This is a genomic window from Mesorhizobium sp. 113-3-9, assembly GCF_016756515.1.
Taxonomy (GTDB): domain Bacteria; phylum Pseudomonadota; class Alphaproteobacteria; order Rhizobiales; family Rhizobiaceae; genus Mesorhizobium.
Genome location: NZ_AP023246.1, coordinates 469,479 through 487,974, shown reverse-complemented (window position 1 = coordinate 487,974; position 18,496 = coordinate 469,479). Strand labels below are relative to the sequence as shown.

21 protein-coding genes are annotated in these 18,496 nt (G+C 63.4%); 10 read left to right on the top strand and 11 right to left on the bottom strand.

Annotation, left to right across the window (positions count from 1 at the left end; genetic code table 11):
• Positions 1-31 precede the first annotated feature (31 nt).
• Entirely contained in the window at positions 32-1,027 is a 996-nt protein-coding gene (locus MesoLj_RS02195; RefSeq protein WP_202324929.1) for an aldo/keto reductase, read from the top strand.
• 229 nt (positions 1,028-1,256) lie between these two features.
• Here MesoLj_RS02195 and MesoLj_RS02190 read toward each other — a convergent pair whose 3' ends face one another.
• The 8 genes from MesoLj_RS02190 to infC all read right to left on the bottom strand — a co-directional run bounded on the left by MesoLj_RS02190 (position 1,257) and on the right by infC (position 8,341).
• The gene (locus tag MesoLj_RS02190) at positions 1,257-1,859 is read right to left on the bottom strand and encodes a nucleotidyltransferase family protein (protein WP_202324928.1); all 603 of its coding nucleotides are present in this window, start codon (positions 1,857-1,859) and stop codon (positions 1,257-1,259) included.
• A gap of 36 nt (positions 1,860-1,895) precedes the next feature.
• A complete protein-coding gene (gene pheT / locus MesoLj_RS02185) occupies positions 1,896-4,304 on the bottom strand; it encodes a phenylalanine--tRNA ligase subunit beta (RefSeq protein ID WP_202324927.1) in 2,409 nt (802 codons plus the stop codon).
• Positions 4,301-4,723: a GFA family protein gene (locus tag MesoLj_RS02180; RefSeq protein WP_140770296.1), complete on the bottom strand. Its 423-nt coding sequence runs from the start codon at positions 4,721-4,723 to the stop codon at positions 4,301-4,303. Before MesoLj_RS02180 ends, pheT begins: the two co-directional genes overlap by 4 nt.
• Entirely contained in the window at positions 4,720-5,817 is a 1,098-nt protein-coding gene (gene pheS / locus MesoLj_RS02175; RefSeq protein ID WP_202324926.1) for a phenylalanine--tRNA ligase subunit alpha, read from the bottom strand. Before pheS ends, MesoLj_RS02180 begins: the two co-directional genes overlap by 4 nt.
• A 255-nt stretch (positions 5,818-6,072) precedes the next feature.
• Positions 6,073-6,474 (bottom strand): 50S ribosomal protein L20, encoded by a 402-nt coding sequence (gene rplT / locus MesoLj_RS02170; RefSeq protein ID WP_006201247.1) that lies wholly within the window; start codon positions 6,472-6,474, stop codon positions 6,073-6,075.
• 93 nt (positions 6,475-6,567) lie between these two features.
• Positions 6,568-6,771 (bottom strand): 50S ribosomal protein L35, encoded by a 204-nt coding sequence (gene rpmI / locus MesoLj_RS02165; RefSeq protein ID WP_006201248.1) that lies wholly within the window; start codon positions 6,769-6,771, stop codon positions 6,568-6,570.
• 182 nt (positions 6,772-6,953) lie between these two features.
• Entirely contained in the window at positions 6,954-7,580 is a 627-nt protein-coding gene (locus tag MesoLj_RS02160; RefSeq protein ID WP_140770291.1) for a methyltransferase family protein, read from the bottom strand.
• A gap of 224 nt (positions 7,581-7,804) precedes the next feature.
• Positions 7,805-8,341 carry a translation initiation factor IF-3 gene (infC, locus tag MesoLj_RS02155; RefSeq protein ID WP_010912915.1) on the bottom strand — a complete coding sequence of 179 codons (537 nt, stop codon included), beginning with the start codon at positions 8,339-8,341 and terminating at the stop codon, positions 7,805-7,807.
• 221 nt (positions 8,342-8,562) lie between these two features.
• Between infC and MesoLj_RS02150 the strand changes: the two genes are divergently transcribed.
• The 4 genes from MesoLj_RS02150 (at position 8,563) to MesoLj_RS02135 (ending at position 11,953) form a co-directional block, all read left to right on the top strand.
• The gene (locus MesoLj_RS02150) at positions 8,563-9,351 is read left to right on the top strand and encodes an alpha/beta hydrolase (RefSeq protein WP_202324925.1); all 789 of its coding nucleotides are present in this window, start codon (positions 8,563-8,565) and stop codon (positions 9,349-9,351) included.
• A gap of 2 nt (positions 9,352-9,353) precedes the next feature.
• Positions 9,354-10,496, top strand: a complete 1,143-nt coding sequence (locus MesoLj_RS02145; protein WP_140770287.1) for a benzoate/H(+) symporter BenE family transporter — start codon at positions 9,354-9,356, stop codon at positions 10,494-10,496.
• A gap of 117 nt (positions 10,497-10,613) precedes the next feature.
• Entirely contained in the window at positions 10,614-11,096 is a 483-nt protein-coding gene (locus MesoLj_RS02140; RefSeq protein WP_140770285.1) for a DUF2852 domain-containing protein, read from the top strand.
• A 98-nt stretch (positions 11,097-11,194) separates the two neighbouring features.
• Positions 11,195-11,953, top strand: a complete 759-nt coding sequence (locus MesoLj_RS02135) for a M48 family metallopeptidase (protein ID WP_140770283.1) — start codon at positions 11,195-11,197, stop codon at positions 11,951-11,953.
• Here the strand turns inward: MesoLj_RS02135 and MesoLj_RS02130 are convergent, their stop codons facing one another.
• Positions 11,954-12,172: a hypothetical protein gene (locus MesoLj_RS02130; protein WP_140770281.1), complete on the bottom strand. Its 219-nt coding sequence runs from the start codon at positions 12,170-12,172 to the stop codon at positions 11,954-11,956.
• Positions 12,173-12,292: 120 nt separating this feature from the next.
• Between MesoLj_RS02130 and MesoLj_RS02125 the strand changes: the two genes are divergently transcribed.
• The 5 genes from MesoLj_RS02125 (at position 12,293) to MesoLj_RS02105 (ending at position 17,610) form a co-directional block, all read left to right on the top strand.
• Positions 12,293-12,952, top strand: coding sequence for a phosphoribosylanthranilate isomerase (locus tag MesoLj_RS02125; RefSeq protein WP_202324924.1), 660 nt, complete (start codon positions 12,293-12,295; stop codon positions 12,950-12,952).
• A 33-nt stretch (positions 12,953-12,985) separates the two neighbouring features.
• Positions 12,986-14,236, top strand: coding sequence for a tryptophan synthase subunit beta (gene trpB / locus MesoLj_RS02120; RefSeq protein WP_202324923.1), 1,251 nt, complete (start codon positions 12,986-12,988; stop codon positions 14,234-14,236).
• Positions 14,237-14,238: 2 nt separating this feature from the next.
• Positions 14,239-15,078, top strand: coding sequence for a tryptophan synthase subunit alpha (gene trpA / locus MesoLj_RS02115; protein ID WP_140770275.1), 840 nt, complete (start codon positions 14,239-14,241; stop codon positions 15,076-15,078).
• A 96-nt stretch (positions 15,079-15,174) separates the two neighbouring features.
• On the top strand, positions 15,175-16,101 hold the full coding sequence (gene accD, locus MesoLj_RS02110; RefSeq protein WP_202324922.1) for an acetyl-CoA carboxylase, carboxyltransferase subunit beta: 927 nt from the start codon (positions 15,175-15,177) through the stop codon (positions 16,099-16,101).
• A gap of 183 nt (positions 16,102-16,284) precedes the next feature.
• Positions 16,285-17,610, top strand: coding sequence for a bifunctional folylpolyglutamate synthase/dihydrofolate synthase (locus MesoLj_RS02105; RefSeq protein ID WP_202324921.1), 1,326 nt, complete (start codon positions 16,285-16,287; stop codon positions 17,608-17,610).
• A 30-nt stretch (positions 17,611-17,640) separates the two neighbouring features.
• Here MesoLj_RS02105 and MesoLj_RS02100 read toward each other — a convergent pair whose 3' ends face one another.
• The gene (locus MesoLj_RS02100) at positions 17,641-17,922 is read right to left on the bottom strand and encodes a cupin domain-containing protein (protein ID WP_140770270.1); all 282 of its coding nucleotides are present in this window, start codon (positions 17,920-17,922) and stop codon (positions 17,641-17,643) included.
• 189 nt (positions 17,923-18,111) lie between these two features.
• Positions 18,112-18,435, bottom strand: coding sequence for a thioredoxin (gene trxA, locus MesoLj_RS02095; RefSeq protein WP_140770268.1), 324 nt, complete (start codon positions 18,433-18,435; stop codon positions 18,112-18,114).
• Between the last annotated feature and the right edge of the window lie 61 nt (positions 18,436-18,496).

Sequence of the window (18,496 nt, the reverse complement as noted above, 5' to 3'; positions counted from 1 at the left end):
AATCTGTCGCATCACAGCAAGGAGATGCCTGATGCAAACCCGCAAACTAGGAACCGAACTGAGCGTCTATCCCGTAGGCCTCGGCTGCATGGGCATGAGCTTCGCCTATGGCGGCCAGCCGGAGGCCGAGGCGATCGCCACCCTGCATCGCGCCGTCGAGATCGGCGTCAACTTCTTCGACACGGCGGAAGTCTACGGCCCCTACGAGAACGAGATCCTGCTCGGCAAGGCGCTGAAGTCCGTGCGGAACAAAGTGACGATTGCGACGAAATTCGGCTTCAAGATTTTGGAGGAAGGCACGGGCCTCGACCGCATGGCCGGCGTCGACAGCCGCCCCGAGCACGTCAAGGCGGTGGCCGAGGCCTCCCTGAAGCGGCTGGGCACCGATGTCATTGACCTCTACTACCAGCACCGGGTCGACCCGAACGTGCCTATCGAGGATACGGTCGGCGCCATGGCCGAACTGGTGCGCGAGGGCAAGGTGCGCGCGCTCGGCCTGTCGGAGGCAAGTGCGGAGACCGTCCGCCGGGCGCATGCCGTACATCCGATCGCGGCCGTGCAGAGCGAATATTCGCTGTGGAGCCGCGATCCGGAAGAGGAAGTGTTCGCCGTCTGCCGCGAACTCGGCATTGGCTTCGTCCCTTACAGCCCGCTCGGCCGTGGCCTTTTGACGGGCACCATCGCCAAGCCCGAAACGCTTGATGACGGCGACTGGCGCCGCACCCTGCCGCGCTTCCAGGCCGAGGCCATGGAAGCCAATGCCAAGGTGGTCGCCACACTGGAAAGGATGGCGGCTGAAAAGGGCGTGACCCCGGCGCAGCTGGCGCTCGCCTGGGTGCTGCACCAGGGCGATTTCATCGTCCCGATCCCGGGTGCGCGAAAAATCCGCCATCTCGAGCAGAACACGGCGGCGGCGGGGATCGAGTTGAGTGCGGCTGAAGTGGCTGCGATTGGCGACGCGCTGTCGCCGGATAAGGTTGTTGGCAACCGCTACACCGAGGAGCTGCTGGCACTGGTGAATGGGTGACCTTTAGCATCAGCTTGTTTTGAGACGCTGGCGGGACAGCGCCCCCCTCTGTCCTGCCGGACATCTCCCCCACGAGGGGGGAGATTGGATGCCGGCTCGGCTTTCGCCAATCGCCGACGTTGGAGAAATGGACGGGGCACCGAAACTGCTGATCTCCCCCCAAGTGGGGGAGATGTCCGGCAGGACAGAGGGGGGCGCCTCGCGCCGACATTTTTCTATGTCTGCGTCCCTACCAAGCCACCACCGTAATCTCCGGCCAGCACTCCCTCGCCCGCGCCCCCTTCGCCTCATGCGTCCGCTGGTTGTCCATCACCCGGTTCGGCGTGATGCGGAACGAAAAGACATCGTCGAGCCCGAATGGCGCCACCAGCTCAAGCCGCCTGCCGGCATCGTAGCGCACCCCGACCGCATGCGTCTTCGAGGCAAAATGGCTGATGGATTCGCTCGCGCTCGTATAGCGCGGGCAGGGCTGGCCGAATTTCTGCGGATACCACAGATGCACCCGCGCCTGGTTGCGCACTTCGACCGGCAGCGCCAGCCCCTCGAAATGCCGCGCCGCCCGGCGGATGACAGCGTCCTCGGCCTCATAGGACAGGTCGCTGTCGTCGAAATAGAACAGGTCTACATCCCTGATGCCGTAACCTGACGGCTTGCCGGTCAAATGGTTCCAGACGCTGTTGTAAAGTGCGCCTGAGACGACCAGCCAGTCCGGAAGAGCCAGCGCGCGAGCCCGCGCCAGCGCGTCGCCGACCATCGGGTCGCCCGACACGATGTCGAGAAACGCCTCTCGCTGTGCTTCGAACGGCAGCCCGGAATAGCGCAGATGGTCCATCGCCCTTTGGAGGACGATTCGCCATCCGCTCGCAAGTTAGCCGCGCAGCACGCCGCCCGTCTGCTTGCCGACATTCTCGACGATACGCTTGGCCAGCGCCTCGAAATCCTCGTCGGTCAGCGTCTTCTCGACCGGCTGGATCGACACTTCGATCGCAATCGATTTTTTGTCGGCGCCGAGCGCCGCGCCTTCGAAAATGTCGAAGACCGAAACGCCAGTGATCAGCTTCTTGTCGGCGGCAAGTGCTGCGCGCACCAGCGTGCCGGCCTCGATCGCTTTGTCGACGACAAAGGCGAAGTCGCGCTTCACCGCCTGGAAGGCGGAGAGCTCCAGCTTCGGCTTGGTTTTGGTCGGCTTGGCCTTCGGCTCGGGCACGGCGTCGACAAACACTTCGAAGCCGCAGAGCGGCCCGGAAACATCGAGCCCTTCCATCGTCTTGGGATGGAACTCGCCGAACGTGCCGAGCACGGTCTTCGGCCCGAGCTTGATCGTGCCGGAGCGGCCGGGATGGTACCAGGACGGCCCGCCTGCCTCGATCTGCAGCCGGTCGACCGGCGCGCCGCAGGCTTCCAGTGCCGCGATTGCATCGGCCTTGGCGTCGAACACGCCGACCGGACCCGAATTGCCGGCCCAGTTGCGGCCCGAGCCGTCGAGCTTGGCGGTGCCGCGGCGCACGCCGGCGGCCACGCGCCGCTGCTGGTCGGCGCCGTCGCCCTCATAGGTGCCCGACACCTCGAACAGCGCCACGTCGCCAATACCCTTGTCGGCATTGCGCTGGGCGGCTGCAATCAGCCCCGGCAGCAGCGACGGCCGCATGTCGGACATGTCGGCGGCGATCGGGTTGGCGAGCTTCAGCGCCGTCTGGCCGCCGCCGAACAGTTCGGCATGCTTGGCCGGAATGAACGACCAGGTAACGGCTTCCATCATGCCGCGCACGGCAAGCGCGCGCTTGGCGGTGCGGGTGCGGACCTGCAGCGTGGTCAGGATCTTGGAATTGACCGCGTCATGCGCGCCGAGCGGCTGTGGCGCGATGTTGTCGACGCCGTGAATACGCATCACCTCTTCGACCAGGTCTGCCTTGCCGTCGACATCGGGACGCCAGGACGGCACCGCCACATCGACGACATCGCCGGAGCCCAGCGGCTTGAAGCCGAGACGCGACAGGATGTCGAGGCTTTCCGCCTTGGGCACTTCGATGCCGGTCAGCCGCGTCACTTCCGACAGCGGGAAGGAGACGATCTTGGGCTTGTGGCCGGCATAACCGACGACCTCGGTCTCGGCCGGCTCTCCGCCGCAGAAATCGAGAACAAGCCTGGTCGCGAGCTCGACGCCAGGCACCATGAATTCAGGATCGACACCGCGCTCGAAACGGTAGCGCGCATCGGTGATGATGCCGAGCGTGCGGCCGGTGCGAGCGGTGGTGATCGGATCCCAGAGCGCCGATTCGATGAGCACGTCGGTCGTGTTCTCGTCGCAGCCGGAATGTTCGCCGCCCATCACGCCGGCAATCGATTCGACGCCGTTGTCATCTGATATGGCGCACATGTCTGATGTCAGCGTGTATTCGCGGCCATCGAGCGCCATCACCTTCTCGCCGTCGCGCGCGCGGCGCACGACGAGATTGCCGGCAACCTTCCTGGCATCGAACACATGCAGCGGCCGGCCGCGATCGAAGGTGACGTAATTGGTGATGTCGACCAGCGCGCTGATCGGCCTCAAGCCAATGGCGATCAGCCTTTGCTGCAGCCATTTCGGTGATGGGCCATTCTTGACACCGCGCACGAGGCGCAAGGCGAAGCCGGGGCAAAGCTCCGGCGCCTCGATCACCACCTTGACCGGCGTCTCGCCCTTGCCGGGGATCGCTTCGACCGCAGCGCTTTTCAGCGTGCCGAGCCCGCTCGCCGCCAGATCCCTGGCAATGCCGTAGACGCTGGTGGCATCGGGCCGGTTCGGCGTCAGATTGATCTCGATGACCGGATCGTCGAGATGCGCATAGGACGCAAAGCTGGTGCCGACAGGCGCATCCTCGGGCAGGTCGATGATGCCGTTGTGTTCGTCCGACAGTTCCAGTTCGCGCTCGGAACACATCATGCCATGGCTTTCGACGCCACGGATCTTGCCGACCGTCAGCGTCACGTCGATGCCGGGCACGTAGGTGCCGGGCGCGGCGAAGGCGCCGATCAGGCCCGCGCGGGCGTTCGGCGCACCGCACACCACTTGCACGGGTGCCTTGCCGTCGCCCGTATCGACGGTCAGCACGCGCAGCCGGTCGGCATCGGGGTGCTGCACAGCCGTCAGCACCTTGGCGATGACGAAGGGTTTCAGGCTCGACTTGTCGTCGACATGCTCGACTTCAAGCCCGATCGACGTCAGCCGCTCGACGATCTCGTTGAGCGAGGCGTCGGTCTCGAGATGATCCTTGAGCCAGGAGAGGGTGAATTTCATGGGACTGTTCCGTCTGGTCTTTTGACGCTTGTTTTCAGATGTCTGGGCAAGTCGTCGGACATATGCAGGAAGGGAAGCTGCTCGCTGACATAGGCATGCAGCGTCGGTCTGAAATCGGCCGGCGCGTCCATGGCGCCGAGCATGAAGTAGATGTCGTCTTCCAGCCGCTCGTCGACATAGGCGATGGGCGAGCCGCAGACGCCGCAGAAGGAGCGCGTCACCGGGCCGTTCTCGAACATCTTCAGCGCCTTGCCGGTGAACGCCACCTGGCTGGCCGGGAAGCCGACAAAGGCCGATACCGGCGCGCCGCTGGCCCGCCGGCAATCGCCGCAATGGCAATAGCTGACGTGGTGCGGTTCAGCCGAAGCCTCGAACCGCACGGCGCCGCAGCGACAGCCGCCATTGTGGGGCGCCGTCATGCGCTCAAGCCGCCGAACAGCGTCGGCATGTCGAGCGGCCGGAAACCGTAATGCGACAGCCAGCGCACGTCCGCGTCGAAGAAGGCGCGCAGGTCCGGCATGCCGTATTTCAGCATGGCGATGCGATCGATGCCCATGCCCCAGGCAAAGCCCTGGTATTCGTCGGGATCGAGCCCGCCGGCGCGCAGCACATTGGGGTGCACCATGCCGCAGCCGAGGATCTCCATCCAGTCGGAGCCTTCGCCGAAGCGCACTTCGCCGGGCCGCGAGCGGTCGCACTGGATGTCGACCTCGAGGCTTGGCTCGGTGAACGGGAAGAAGGACGGCCGGAAGCGCATCTTGACCGAGGGCACCTCGAAAAAGGCCTTACAGAACTCTTCCAGCACCCATTTCATGTTGGCGACGTTGGCCGTTTTGTCGATCACCAGCCCCTCGACCTGATGGAACATCGGCGAGTGCGTGGCGTCGGAATCCTGGCGGTAGGTCTTGCCCGGAATGACGATGCGGATCGGCGGCTTCTGCTTCTCCATGGTGCGTATCTGCACCGGCGAAGTGTGGGTGCGCAAAAGCTTCCGCTCGCCCTTCTCGTCCGGCTGGAAGAAGAAAGTGTCGTGCATCTCGCGTGCCGGATGTCCCTCGGGGAAATTCAGCGCGGTGAAATTGTAATAGTCGGTCTCGATATCGGGACCTTCAGCGATGGCGAAGCCGAGATCGCCGAAGATCGCGGCGATCTCGTCGATGACCTGGCTGATCGGATGGATACGGCCGCGCTCGGCCGGCGACTGCCGTACCGGCAGCGTCACGTCGACCTTTTCGGCGGCAAGGCGGACGGCGATCGCCACGTCTTTCAATTCGGCCTTGCGGGCCGTCAGCGCCTCGGTGACCCGGTTCTTGAGGCCGTTGATGACAGGGCCCTTGATCTGGCGCTCCTCGGCGGTCATGGCGCCAAGCGTTTTCAGCATCTCGGACACGGTGCCCTTCTTGCCGAAGGCGGCGATGCGCACGGCCTCGATGGCCGGCTCATCGGCGGCCGATGCGATGTCGGCCAGAAGTGAATCTTCCAGGGCTTCAAGATTTCCAGCGGTGGCGTTCACGGCGAAACTCTCTCGGTCGGGCAACCCGCCATCACTGGGCGTGTCACCAATTTGGTTACATCGGGCATAAGAAAAACCCGCGCCAGCCGTGCCAGCGCGGGTTCCCCAAAATCAGAATTGCGAATGCTTGGGAAGCGCTGGGCTCGGAGCCCGATCCCGAAAAGTTGCAGACTTTTCGGAAAAGATCGTGCTCCTCGCTAATTTCCCTGGAGCATGATGTTGTCCAAAAAGTCATAGACTTTTTGGCATCATGCTCTAGGCGACAGCGCTTTCAAAAGCGTTCGGCGTGGTGTTCTTCAGATATTCGAGCGCCACCTTGGCCTTGGCCACGAGCGCGGCGAAAGCCTGCGGCTCATGGATGGCCATGTCGGACAGGATCTTGCGATCGATCTCGATGCCGGCCTTGTTGAGGCCGTCGATGAAGCGGCCATAGGTCAGGCCATGCTCGTGGGTCGCGGCGTTGATGCGCTGGATCCACAGCGCGCGGAATGAGCGCTTGCGGTTCTTGCGGTCGCGGTAAGCGTACTGCAGCGACTTTTCCACCGCCTGCTTGGCGATGCGGATGGTGTTCTTGCGACGGCCGTAGAAGCCCTTGGCGGCTTTCAGGACCTTCTTGTGCTTGGCGTGCGAGGTGACGCCTCTTTTTACGCGTGCCATGTCATGATCTCCTTAAAAGCAATTCCAGGAAAAGTGTCTTGCGGTTTTCCGTTCGGAATTGCGTAAAACTACTGCGTGTCCGGTCCGAATGCCTTAGAGGCCGTTCGGCAGAAAATTCTTGATGACCTTCTTGCCATCCGGTTCAGCCAGAACCATCGTGCCGCGGGCATTTCGAATGAACTTGTTGGAACGCTTGATCATGCCGTGACGCTTGCCGGCCGCAGCCGACAGGACTTTACCCGTACCTGTGATCTTGAACCGCTTCTTGGCGGCCGACTTGGTCTTCATCTTGGGCATTTTGCTACTCCGTATTGTTGGCGCACTATCGCGCTTCTTGTTCGCTCCGGGCCGACCAAAGCCCGAAAAGCAAATGAAACCGCCACGGCATGCCCTGCCGGGCGGTTTTCTTGAACGGCGGTCCTATACGTCAAACACGACTTGTACGCAACACCCGAGGCCGTGCGACGCTCTGTCTTCTGTCAGGGGAGCGTAAACCACACCGGAAGCATGCCCGACTGCTGGGCGCCATCGATCAGTTCGAAGGCCGGCAGCGCGATCAGGAACACCAGGCCGTCGAGCAGCGTGGTCAACAGCAGGCGCGGCTTGAAGCTGCCCGTATCGCCCTCCTGGTAGAGGGAAAGCTTCGGGAAGAAGCGCGGTACCCGCGCCAGATAGGCCGCATACGGCGCGCCGAGCGCTTCCTTGAGGAACTTCTCCTCGCGCAGGATCACGATGTGGAAGGCCCCGGCGCAGAGCAGCGCAAAGAGAACAATGCCGGAGAACGAGCCGATCTGGGCGCCGACACCAGCCGCGGCCACGGTCGAGAATACGTAGAGCGGATTGCGGGTGATCGAATAAGGCCCGCCCGTCACCACTTCGGAGGATTTGCGCCCGCCTATATAGAGCGTCGCCCAAAGGCGTCCGACAATGCCGAGGAAAATCAAGAGCACGCCGAACATCTCGATCGATTCATGCACCGGCGTGTCCGGCGGGAAGGTCGACTGGCCAAACAGCAGTGCCAGAAACAGCACCACCACAAGCACGGCAAGCACCAGCCGGCGCATCTGCTGGTAGTTGCCCAGCCCGTATTTCACTTCATTGTCCAAGGGGGTATCCGATCGTCGAGGAGCCTATCGCAAATCGTCCAAAAGTGGCCCCGATTCTGGGAGGACGACATGCATAAAAACAAAGCCGGCGATCGCAGCTTTCGCCAAGAAACAGGCGTCCCGCGGATCGTCGGGACGCCCTGTAGCACAATTCAGGCGGATTTAGAGCGTGATGACGGCGCCTAACCTTATCGTGATCCAGGCAGGTTCCGCAAAATATCCGCCTAGCGCGGCGCCAGCACCATCATCATCTGGCGGCCTTCGAGTTTCGGTTCCGCCTCGACCTTGGCGATGGTCGCCACTTCTTCGCGGACCTTGTTGAGGAGCTGCATGCCGAGCTCCATATGCGCCATTTCGCGGCCACGGAAGCGCAGCGTCAGCTTGACCTTGTCGCCTTCCTCGAAGAAGCGGCGAACCGCCTTCATCTTGGTCTCGTAGTCATGGCTGTCGATGTTGGGGCGCATCTTGATCTCCTTGATCTCGATGACCTTCTGGTTCTTGCGCGCCTCGGCTGCCTTCTTCTGGTTGGCGTATTTCAACTTGCCGAGATCGAGAATTTTTACGACGGGCGGCACCGCATTGGGCGATATCTCGACGAGATCGAGCCCAGCCTCTTCGGCGAGCAGCAATGCGTCGTTTATGGAAACATCGCCGCGGTTCTGGCCTTCGGCGTCGATAAGCTGGACCCGGGGAACCCGGATGTCACGGTTGGAGCGCGGCCCATCCTTGGTCGGCGCCGCTGCTTTGAAAGGTCTGCGAATGGTCGTGGTCTCCTTGGCCGTTTCGTTCAGGATTTGTCAGTCTGATGCGTGGACGCGCCAATGTGGTGAGCGCGCGGGCGGAGTCAATAGCACAGCATTGACAGAAAATCACCCTGATCGCTGGCCTGCACCAAACAAAGAAACGGCGCGAGCACTTTTCGCCACGCCTGTGGCTGTGCCACAAGAACGCCGTGCCAAAAGAGGGGCCTGAGGAAAAAGCCATGACCGTCACGCCCCCGACCTTTCTCGATGTCCCTATCTCTCCGGATGTTGGGGGATCGCGCATCGCGGTGCGCCATATGGCGGGTTCGACGCCCGGCATTGTCTGGCTGGGCGGCTACAAGTCGGACATGCTGGGCACGAAGGCGCAGACGCTGTCGGACTGGGCGGCAAGGGAAGGCCGCGCCTTCCTGCGCCATGACTATTCAGGACACGGCGAATCCGACGGCGCCTTTGCCGACGGCACGATTTCGAAATGGCTTTCGCAAAGCCTCGCCGTGTTCCGGCATTTCGCCAGCGGCAGCCAGATCCTGGTAGGCTCGTCCATGGGCGCCTGGATCGCGCTGCGCATGGTGCAGGAATTGCGCAAGGCGGGGGACGCATCCGTCGTCGGCCTGGTGCTGCTGGCGCCGGCGCCGGATTTTACCGCCGAGTTGGTCGAGCCGGTGCTGACCGCGGCGCAGAAGCACGACCTCGCCGAAAAGGGCTTCTTCGCCGAGCCCTCCGACTATTCCACGGAGCCCTATATCTACACGCGCGCGTTGATCGAGGATGGGCGCGACAACCTGGTCATGACGGGCCCCATCGACACCCATTGCCCGGTTCACATCATGCAGGGCCTGGCCGATGCGGACGTGCCGTCGAGCCATGCGCTGAAGCTGGTCAGCCTGCTGCCGGCCGATGATGTCACGCTGTCGCTCATTCCCGACGGCGATCATCGCCTGTCGCGGCCGCAGGATCTCGACATGCTGGTGCGGGCGGTTGGTGACATGGCCGGGCGGGGCAGGTGAGAATGCGCCTTTCCATCCCGATCTCGGCCTTTGTCGCGGCCATCGTCGGCTTCGGCGGCACGCTGGCCATCGTCATTGCCGCCGCCCACGCGGTCGGTGCGACGCAAGTCCAGACGGCGAGTTGGGTGACAACCATTTGCCTGGCCATGGCGGTCGAGAGCCTGTGGCTGTCCTGGCGCACGAAGATGCCCGTCATCACCGCCTGGTCGACGCCGGGCCTGGCGCTGATGGCTGCCTCAACCGGCTTTTCGATCGGCGAGGCCGTCGCCGCCTTCATCGTCACCGCCATCCTGCTGATCGCCACCGGCCTGTTTCGGCCGTTGACGCAATTGATCTCCAGGATACCGCCCTCGGTCGCCTCGGGCATGCTGGCCGGCATCGTCGTCACCTTCGCCCTCAATGCGGTCAAGACCGTTCCCGCCGACCCCTGGCTGATCCTGCCGCTGATCGCGGCGTTCTTCATCATCCGCCTGTTCAACCCGGCGCTGTCGGTGCTGGCGGTGCTGATCGGCGGCGGTCTCGCCGCGTTTCTCACCGGCCGTGTCGGTGGCCTGCCGACACCAGAGCTGTCGACACTGACGCTGATTGCACCTGACTTCACCGCCAAGGCGATGATTGGCCTGGCGCTGCCGCTCTACCTCGTCACCATGGCGTCGCAGAACCTGTCCGGCCTCGCCGTGTTGCGAGCCGCCGGCTACCACCCGGAGCCCGGCCCGCTGATCGGCGTCACCGGCCTGTTTTCGCTGCTGTCGGCGCCGTTCGGCGGCTCGACCACCAATCTGGCGGCGATTTCGGCGGCAATCTGCACCGGGCCGGACGTTCATCCCGACCCCGCCGAGCGCTGGAAGACCGGGCCGTTCTATGCGCTCGCCTATCTCGTCTTCGCGATCTTCGGCGCCTCGCTGGTGGCCATCTTCGCCGTTCTGCCGCAGAGCCTGATCGTGCTGGTGGCCGGGCTTGCGTTGATGGCTTCGCTCGCCAACGCGCTGGCGATCGCGCTCAAGGACGAGGCCGACCGGATGGCCGCCACCGTCACTTTTGTCGTCACCGCCTCGGGGCTGACACTGTTCGGCGTCGGCGCCGCGTTCTGGGGGCTGATTGCCGGGTTGGGCGTGCTTTTCCTCGACATGCTCAAAAAGCGATAATCATTTCAGAAGCTTGTCCGGTTTTGGCGGACATTGTCTTGAATCGCCGTTTTTGTCTTCCCATTTCGATTCCACGCAGCCGGTCCTGGCTGTCTCCAACCGAAGGAATGGGAGAAAATGAACACATCTGCATTGATCCGCCCGGCCTGGACGCCGGCAACCATCGCGTTGATGGTGATCGGCTTCATGGTGTTCTGGCCGCTCGGCTTCGCCATGCTCGCCTACATCATCTGGGGCGACCGGCTCGACGGCTTCAAGCGTGACGTCAACCGCGCGACCGACGGCATCTTCGCCGGCTGCCGCCGTGGTTCCGACAAGGCCGCGCGCTGGGGCAACGGCTCCGCCCGCACCGGCAACGTCGCTTTCGACGACTGGCGCGAAAAGGAGCTTGAGCGCCTTGCCGAGGAGCGCCGCAAGCTCGACGACATGCTGACCGAGTTCGACGACTATGCCCGCGAATTGCGTCGCGCCAAGGATCAGGACGAGTTCGACCGCTTCATGGCGAAGCGCAACAAGTCGACCGCTCCGGCGAAGACCGATCCGAGCACCGGCACGACCCCGGCCAAGCGTGGCAAGGGCTCGAACCTGCTTGACGACTGAGGCCGAGCGACAGGCCAAGGTATGAGAACGGCGTCGCGCGAGCGGCGCCGTTTCTTTTTTGTTCTAGTCGTTTTTCTCGAATCGCGTATCGTCCCGCCATGACCATCGGATTCTTTCGCAATCTGACGAAGCCCAAGCCCACGCCTGTCGTGGAGCGCGAATATTGCGTTGCCGGCCGCACGCTGCCGCTCAAGATCGTCGAGAGCGCCAGGGCGCGGCGGCTGACGCTGCGCATCGATTCCGGCGGCCAGGGCCTGCGCATCACCGTGCCGCCAGGCCTGCGCCGCGGCGAGGTGGACCGGTTCCTCGAGCGTCACCAGGACTGGCTGGAGCAGCGGCTCGCAAAAGTGCCGACGCGGCCACAGGTGCGGCCGGGTATCAGGATCCCAATCCGGGGCGTGCCGCACCGTATCGTCCATGAGCCGTCGAAACGCGGCACCGTCACGGTATCGCGCGACGAGCGCGGGCCGCTGCTGATCGTGCATGGCGACCGGATACATCTGCCGCGCCGCATCGCCGATTTCCTCAAGCGCGAGGCCAAGAAGGAGATCGAGAAGCTGGTGGCCAGACACACCGAGGCGCTCGGCAAGCGCGCCAAGGCGATCCGTTACAAGGACACGTCCAGCCGCTGGGGCTCCTGCACCTCGGAAGGCAATCTCTCCTTCTCCTGGCGCATCATGATGGCGCCGCAGCCGGTCATAAACTACCTCGTGGCGCATGAGGTGGCGCATCTCAAGGAGATGAACCACGGCCCGAAATTCTGGAAACTGTGCGAAAAACTCTGCCCCGACACCGACCGCTGCAAGGACTGGCTGAAGCGCAACGGCGGCGCGTTGCAGGCGATCGTGTTCGAGTAGTCAATCGTCGTTGGCCGCATTGAGTTCATCCGGCCGCAGCCCCTCATCGCCATGATGCGGCCAGGGCAGGAAATTCCGGTCAAACGTATCGCCGCCGAAATACTCCAGCGCCCGATGCGCTTCGGCGCCGTTGAAGGCGGCCTTGTCCATCAGGTGCGCGATGACCTCGTGTGCCTGCGCTATCTTCTGCTTCAGTTCGGCAATGGTTGTGTCGGCCATGATCTTTCTCCCGCCCGGCATGCTGTCTATCCGTCCATCAATAGGTAGCGCCTTTGGCCCTGCCGGCAAACAGCATGCTTTTTCTCGACTCTGTCTCGATTTCATGCCAATTCCCGCGCCATGGCGCTCGACATCAAGATCTGCGGCTTGAAGACCGACCAGGCAATGGCCGCGGCGCTGGCCGGCGGTGCCAGCCATGTCGGCTTCATTTTCTTTGCCAAAAGCCCGCGCTATGTCGAGCCGGTGGAAGCCGGACGCCTGCGCGAAGCGGCACGTGGCAAGGCCTTGGCGGTTGCCGTCACGGTTGACGCCAGCGACGCCTTCCTGCACGAGATCGTCGAAGACATGCAGCCCGACATGCTGCAACTGCACGGCTCGGAAACCCCCGAGCGCGTGGCCGAACTGAAAGCCCGCTACGGCCTGCCGGTGATGAAGGCGCTGCCGCTCAGTGAGGTCGCCGACCTCGACCGGATCAAGCCTTTCATCGGCGTCGCCGACCGGTTCCTGTTCGATGCCAAGCCGCCAAAGGGTTCCGAACTGCCGGGCGGCAATGGCGTGGCCTTCGACTGGCGCATCCTCGGCGGCCTTGACGCCGGCGTCGATTACATGCTTTCCGGTGGGCTCAACGCCGCCAACATCGGCGATGCCCTTCGGCTTGCCAACCCGCCCGGAATAGACATTTCGTCGGGCGTGGAAAGCGCGCCGGGCGTCAAGGATCCGGCGCTGATCGAACAGTTTTTCCGGGCCGTCCGGGCAGCACGCGACGACCGCGCCGCCTGATCGGGCTTCTAATCAAGATTTAGGAGATCGGCGATGAACAAGCCGGCGACACCCAATTCCTTCCGTACCGGACCCGACGAACAGGGCATGTTCGGGATTTTCGGCGGCCGTTTTGTCGCCGAAACGCTGATGCCTTTGATCCTCGATCTTGAGCGGCACTGGAACGAGGTCAAGAACGATCCGGAGTTCAGGGCAGAGCTGACCGATCTTTCGACCCACTATGCCGGGCGGCCGTCGAAGCTTTATTTCGCCGAAGGCCTGACCAAGCATCTTCGTGAGGTTTCCGCGGCGAAGGGCCTCGGGGGCGGCGCCAAGGTCTATTTCAAGCGCGAGGACCTGAACCACACCGGCTCCCACAAGATCAATAATTGCCTCGGCCAGATCCTGCTGGCCAAGCGCATGGGCAAGAAGCGCATCATCGCCGAGACCGGTGCTGGCCAGCATGGCGTGGCGTCGGCCACCGTCGCCGCACGCTTCGGCTTCCCTTGCGTGGTTTATATGGGCGCGACCGACGTTGCCCGGCAAAGCCCCAACGTCTTCCGCATGAAGCTGCTCGGCGCCGAAGTGCGGCCGGTCACCGCCGGCCACGGCACGCTGAAGGACGCCATGAACGAAGCCCTTCGCGATTGGGTCACCAATGTCGAGGACACCTATTATTTGATCGGCACCGCCGCCGGCCCGCATCCCTATCCGGAACTGGTGCGCGACTTCCAGTCGGTCATCGGCACCGAGGCGCGGGCGCAGATCCTCGAGCAGGAGGGCCGGCTGCCGGACACCATCATCGCCGCCGTCGGCGGTGGTTCGAACGCCATCGGCCTGTTCCATCCGTTCCTGGACGACAAGGAGGTCAGGATCATCGGCATCGAAGCCGGCGGGCGCGGTCTTGACGGCATCGAGCATTGCGCCTCGATGAATGCCGGTTCTCCCGGCGTGCTGCACGGCAACCGCACCTATCTTCTGCAGAATGCCGACGGCCAGATCATGGACGGCCATTCGATCTCGGCCGGTCTCGATTATCCCGGCGTCGGCCCGGAGCATTCCTGGCTGCGCGACTCCGGTCGTGTCGAATATGTGCCGATCCTCGACGACGAGGCGCTGGAAGCCTTCAAGCTGACGACGCGCGTCGAAGGCATCATCCCGGCGCTGGAATCCGCGCACGCCATCGCGCACGCGGTCAAGATCGTGCCTGCCATGGACAAGGACCAGATCGTCATCGTCAACCTGTCGGGCCGTGGCGACAAGGACGTGCACACGGTGGCCTCGATGCTGGGCATGGAGATCTGATCATGGTGACCCGCATCGACCGCCGCATGGCGAAGCTCAAATCCGAAGGCCGTCCGGCGCTCGTCACCTATTTCATGGGCGGCGACCCCGACTACGACACCTCGCTGTCGATCATGAAGGCGCTTCCCGGCGCCGGCTCCGACATCATCGAACTCGGCATGCCGTTTTCCGATCCGATGGCCGATGGTCCGGCGATCCAGGCGGCAGGCCTGCGCGCGCTGAAAGGCGGCCAGACGCTGGTCAAGACGCTGAAGATGGCGTCGGATTTCCGCGCCGGCGACAATGAAACGCCGATCGTGCTGATGGGCTATTACAACCCGATCTACATCTATGGCGTCGACCGCTTCCTGAAAGATGCGCTGGCCAGTGGCATCGATGGCCTGATCGTCGTCGATCTGCCGCCGGAAATGGACGAGGAACTCTGCATTCCGGCGTTGAAAGCAGGCATCAATTTCATCCGCCTGGCGACGCCGACCACCGACGACAAGCGCCTGCCCAAGGTGCTGCAGAACACGTCCGGCTTCGTCTACTACGTCTCGATGACCGGCATCACCGGTTCGGCGCTGGCCGACACCGGCAAGGTGGCGGCGGCGGTCAAGCGCATCAAGGGCCACACAGACCTGCCGGTCTGCGTCGGCTTCGGTGTCAAGACCGCCGAACAGGCGCGTGTCATCGGAGCCAATGCCGATGGCGTCGTCGTCGGTACGGCCATCGTCAATGCGGTCGCCAATGTGCTGGGGCCGAAGGGCGAAAAGACCGCCGACCCGGCCGAGGCCGTCGCCACGCTGGTCAGTGGGCTTGCTCAAGGCGTGCGCTCGGCCCGCCTTGCTGCCGCCGAATAGTTCTCCTACCTCAAGTTTGTGCATGTCACCCAAAACCGGTTCCCACTCTTCGGTGACATGCATTAGCAACTCTTCGTCAGGACAGGAGCCGAAGCGATGAACTGGATCACCAATTACGTTCGCCCGAAGATCAATTCGATGCTCGGCCGGCGCACCGACATGCCCGAGAATCTCTGGATCAAGGATCCGGAGACCGGCGAGATGGTGTTCCACAAGGATCTGGAATCCAACCAGTTCGTCATCCCGTCTTCCGGCCATCACATGAAGATCTCGGCCAAGGAGCGGCTGAAGTACTTCCTCGACGATGGCAAATACGAACAGCTCGAAAACCCGAAGGTGGTGCAGGATCCGCTGAAGTTCCGCGATGAGAAGCGCTACACCGACCGGTTGAAGGACGCCAAGGCCAAGACCGGGCTGGAAGACGCGATCGTCAACGCTCTGGGCACTATCGAAGGCCTGCCGGTGGTGGTGACGGTGCAGGATTTCGCCTTCATGGGCGGTTCGCTCGGCATGGCCGCCGGCGACGCCATCGTGCACGCATTCGAGGTCGCCCTGCAGCGCAAGCGGCCGCTGATCCTGTTCGCCGCCTCCGGCGGCGCCCGCATGCAGGAAGGTATCTTGTCCCTGATGCAATTGCCGCGCACCACGGTCGGCGTCGACCGGCTGAAGGAAGCCGGCCTTCCCTATATCGTCGTGCTGACCAACCCGACCACTGGCGGCGTCACCGCCTCCTATGCCATGCTGGGCGACGTGCACATCGCCGAGCCCGGCGCGCTGATCGGTTTTGCCGGCCCGCGTGTCATCGAGCAGACCATCCGGGAAAAGCTGCCGGACGGCTTCCAGCGCTCCGAATATCTGATGGAGCACGGCATGGTCGACATGGTGGTGTCGCGGCTTGAGCTGCGCCAGACCATCGCGCGGCTGTTGAAGATGCTGCTCAAGATGCCGGAGGAGCAAAAGCCGCTCGAGCCGGAAATCCTGCCGCCGGCGGTGGTTACGACCGAAGCCCGACCGCAAGCCTGAGGACGCGACGCTGTGCATGTCGTCCGAAAGTGGCCTCGGTTTCGGGAAAACGACATGCACAAAACACGACTTTGGTCGCCGCGACCGCGATTGCACCAGGGCGGTCGCGCGCTGTAGCCTTTTGATTGCCATGGCCATTCCGGGATTGATTCTGGTCCTCGGGCCGTGCGCCGGGATTTTGCCATGACAACGCTTGCCGCCGACCGCGAAATCGAAGCCCTGATGGCGCTTCATCCGAAAGGTTTCGACCTTTCGCTCGACCGTATCACGCGGCTTCTGGAGCGGCTGGGCAATCCGCAGGATCTGCTGCCGCCGGTCATCCACATCGCCGGCACCAACGGCAAGGGCTCCTGCGCCGCCTTTTCGCGCGCGCTGCTTGAAGCCGCCGGCCACCTTGTCCATGTCCACACCTCGCCGCATCTGGTGAGTTGGGCCGAGCGCTACAGGCTCGCCGCCGAGGGGGGTGGCAAACTGGTCGACGACGAGACCTTCGCCGAGGCCATTGCCCGTGTCGCCAAGGCCAATGACGGCCAGAAGATCACCGTCTTCGAGATACTCACCGCCGTCACCTTCATCCTGTTTTCCGAACATCCGGCCGAAGCCGCCATCATCGAGGTCGGCCTTGGCGGACGCTTCGACGCCACCAATGTCGTCGCCAGGCCCGCCGTGTCGGTGATCATGCCGGTGTCGATGGACCACGAAGCCTATCTCGGCGACCGGGTCGAGCTGATCGCGGCCGAGAAGGCCGGCATCATGAAGCGTGGCTGCCCGGTGGTGATCGGCGCGCAGGAAAGCGAGACGGCGCTGCAGGTGCTGATCGAGACCGCCGAGCGGCTGGAGTGCCCGACTTTCGTCTACGGCCAGGATTTCCTCGCCTTCGAGGAGAACGGCCGCATGGTCTACCAGGACGAGGACGGTCTGATGGACCTGCCGCCGCCGCGTCTGCCGGGGCGCCACCAATTCGCCAACGCGGCGGCGGCGATTGCCGCTGTCAAGGCGGCCGGCTTCGAGATCAGCCACCGCGCCGCCGAGAAGGCGATGACCAGTGTCGCCTGGCCCGGCCGCATGCAGAAACTGGTGCAGGGCCGGCTGGCGGAGCTGGCGCCGAAGGGTGCCGACATCTGGCTCGATGGCGGCCACAATCCCGGCGCCGGCGTGGTCGTTGCCGAAGCGCTGGCCGAGCAGGAGGAAAAGAACCCGCGCCCGCTCTTCCTCATTTCGGGGATGATCAACACCAAGGACCAGAGCGGCTATTTCCGCGCCTTCAAGGGCCTCGTCCGGCATGTCTACACCGTGCCGGTGAGCATGAGCGACGCCGGCGTGCCCAACGACGAACTGGCGATACGCGCCGCCGAAGCCGGGCTGAGCGCCGAGCCGGTCAGCTCCGTCGCCAGTGCGCTGATGCTGCTGCGCGACACCTGGGACGGCCCAGCGCCCCGCATCCTGATCGGCGGTTCGCTCTATTTGGCTGGGGCAGTACTGGCCGAGAACGGCACGCCGCCGACGTGATGCCGTTCATCGCTTAGTCAATGCGGCCGCTTACTTCAGCTCGATCTCGATGAAGGCATATTCGCCGTCATTGGCGCTGATGACGTCGTGTTCGACGCCTTCCTTGCGGAAATAGGGAGCGCCTTTCTTCATCTCGGCGAAGGTTTCGCCGTCCTTGGTCTTGAGCTTCAGCTTGCCGTCCATCAGCGGCACCACGACATAGTCATGGCCGTGGCGATGCCAGCCGGTGTTGTCGCCCGGCTGGAAGCGGTATTCGGTGACGATGACGCGCTCATTGTCGATGAAGACGGTGGCTTTGGCGGATCCGGTCATGTCGCTCTCCCTGTTTCTGCTGCCAACAGAAGACATGGCGTGCCCTGATGTGAGGGCCAGAGCGGGTTGGCCGATGGCGCCAACAAAAAGCCCGGCGTGACGGCCGGGCTTTTGCTATCGGGGATTCAAAGCAATTCCAAGAAAAGCGTGAAGCGGTTTTCTGTCCGGAATTGCATCTAAGCAGATGGATCAGAGGCTGCCGTTGATCCAGTGCGACAGCGCGGTCTTCGGAGCGGCGCCAACCTTCATGTCGGCCACTTCGCCGCCCTTGAAGATCATCAGCGTCGGGATCGAGCGCACGCCGAACTGCGCGGCAAGCTCGGGATTCTCGTCGATGTTGAGCTTGGCGATCTTGACCTTGCCGCCGAGCTCGGTGGCGATCTCTTCCAGCGACGGGCCGATCATCTTGCACGGGCCGCACCATTCAGCCCAGAAATCCACAACGACCGGCTCCTTGGCGTTGAGCACGTCGGCCTGGAAATTGTTCTTGTCGACCTTGACGGTGGCACCCATGCGGAAAATTCCTTTCGAGAGTTTTTTGTCCCACCAAATGTGGTGGTTGTCGCGCCCTTCT

Excerpts from the sequence above, each read along its gene's own strand:
- MesoLj_RS02140 (WP_140770285.1), top strand. The coding sequence starts at position 10,614 with ATGAACACATCTGCATTGATCCGCCCGGCCTGGACGCCGGCAACCATC.
- MesoLj_RS02100 (WP_140770270.1), bottom strand. The coding sequence starts at position 17,922 with ATGACCGGATCCGCCAAAGCCACCGTCTTCATCGACAATGAGCGCGTC.
- MesoLj_RS02195 (WP_202324929.1), top strand. The coding sequence starts at position 32 with ATGCAAACCCGCAAACTAGGAACCGAACTGAGCGTCTATCCCGTAGGC.
- pheT (WP_202324927.1), bottom strand. The coding sequence starts at position 4,304 with ATGAAATTCACCCTCTCCTGGCTCAAGGATCATCTCGAGACCGACGCC.
- accD (WP_202324922.1), top strand. The coding sequence starts at position 15,175 with ATGAACTGGATCACCAATTACGTTCGCCCGAAGATCAATTCGATGCTC.
- MesoLj_RS02150 (WP_202324925.1), top strand. The coding sequence starts at position 8,563 with ATGACCGTCACGCCCCCGACCTTTCTCGATGTCCCTATCTCTCCGGAT.
- MesoLj_RS02125 (WP_202324924.1), top strand. The coding sequence starts at position 12,293 with ATGGCGCTCGACATCAAGATCTGCGGCTTGAAGACCGACCAGGCAATG.
- MesoLj_RS02145 (WP_140770287.1), top strand. The coding sequence starts at position 9,354 with ATGCGCCTTTCCATCCCGATCTCGGCCTTTGTCGCGGCCATCGTCGGC.
- MesoLj_RS02180 (WP_140770296.1), bottom strand. The coding sequence starts at position 4,723 with ATGACGGCGCCCCACAATGGCGGCTGTCGCTGCGGCGCCGTGCGGTTC.
- MesoLj_RS02190 (WP_202324928.1), bottom strand. The coding sequence starts at position 1,859 with ATGGACCATCTGCGCTATTCCGGGCTGCCGTTCGAAGCACAGCGAGAG.
- trpB (WP_202324923.1), top strand. The coding sequence starts at position 12,986 with ATGAACAAGCCGGCGACACCCAATTCCTTCCGTACCGGACCCGACGAA.
- MesoLj_RS02105 (WP_202324921.1), top strand. The coding sequence starts at position 16,285 with ATGACAACGCTTGCCGCCGACCGCGAAATCGAAGCCCTGATGGCGCTT.
- trpA (WP_140770275.1), top strand. The coding sequence starts at position 14,239 with ATGGTGACCCGCATCGACCGCCGCATGGCGAAGCTCAAATCCGAAGGC.
- MesoLj_RS02135 (WP_140770283.1), top strand. The coding sequence starts at position 11,195 with ATGACCATCGGATTCTTTCGCAATCTGACGAAGCCCAAGCCCACGCCT.
- trxA (WP_140770268.1), bottom strand. The coding sequence starts at position 18,435 with ATGGGTGCCACCGTCAAGGTCGACAAGAACAATTTCCAGGCCGACGTG.
- rplT (WP_006201247.1), bottom strand. The coding sequence starts at position 6,474 with ATGGCACGCGTAAAAAGAGGCGTCACCTCGCACGCCAAGCACAAGAAG.
- MesoLj_RS02130 (WP_140770281.1), bottom strand. The coding sequence starts at position 12,172 with ATGGCCGACACAACCATTGCCGAACTGAAGCAGAAGATAGCGCAGGCA.
- rpmI (WP_006201248.1), bottom strand. The coding sequence starts at position 6,771 with ATGCCCAAGATGAAGACCAAGTCGGCCGCCAAGAAGCGGTTCAAGATC.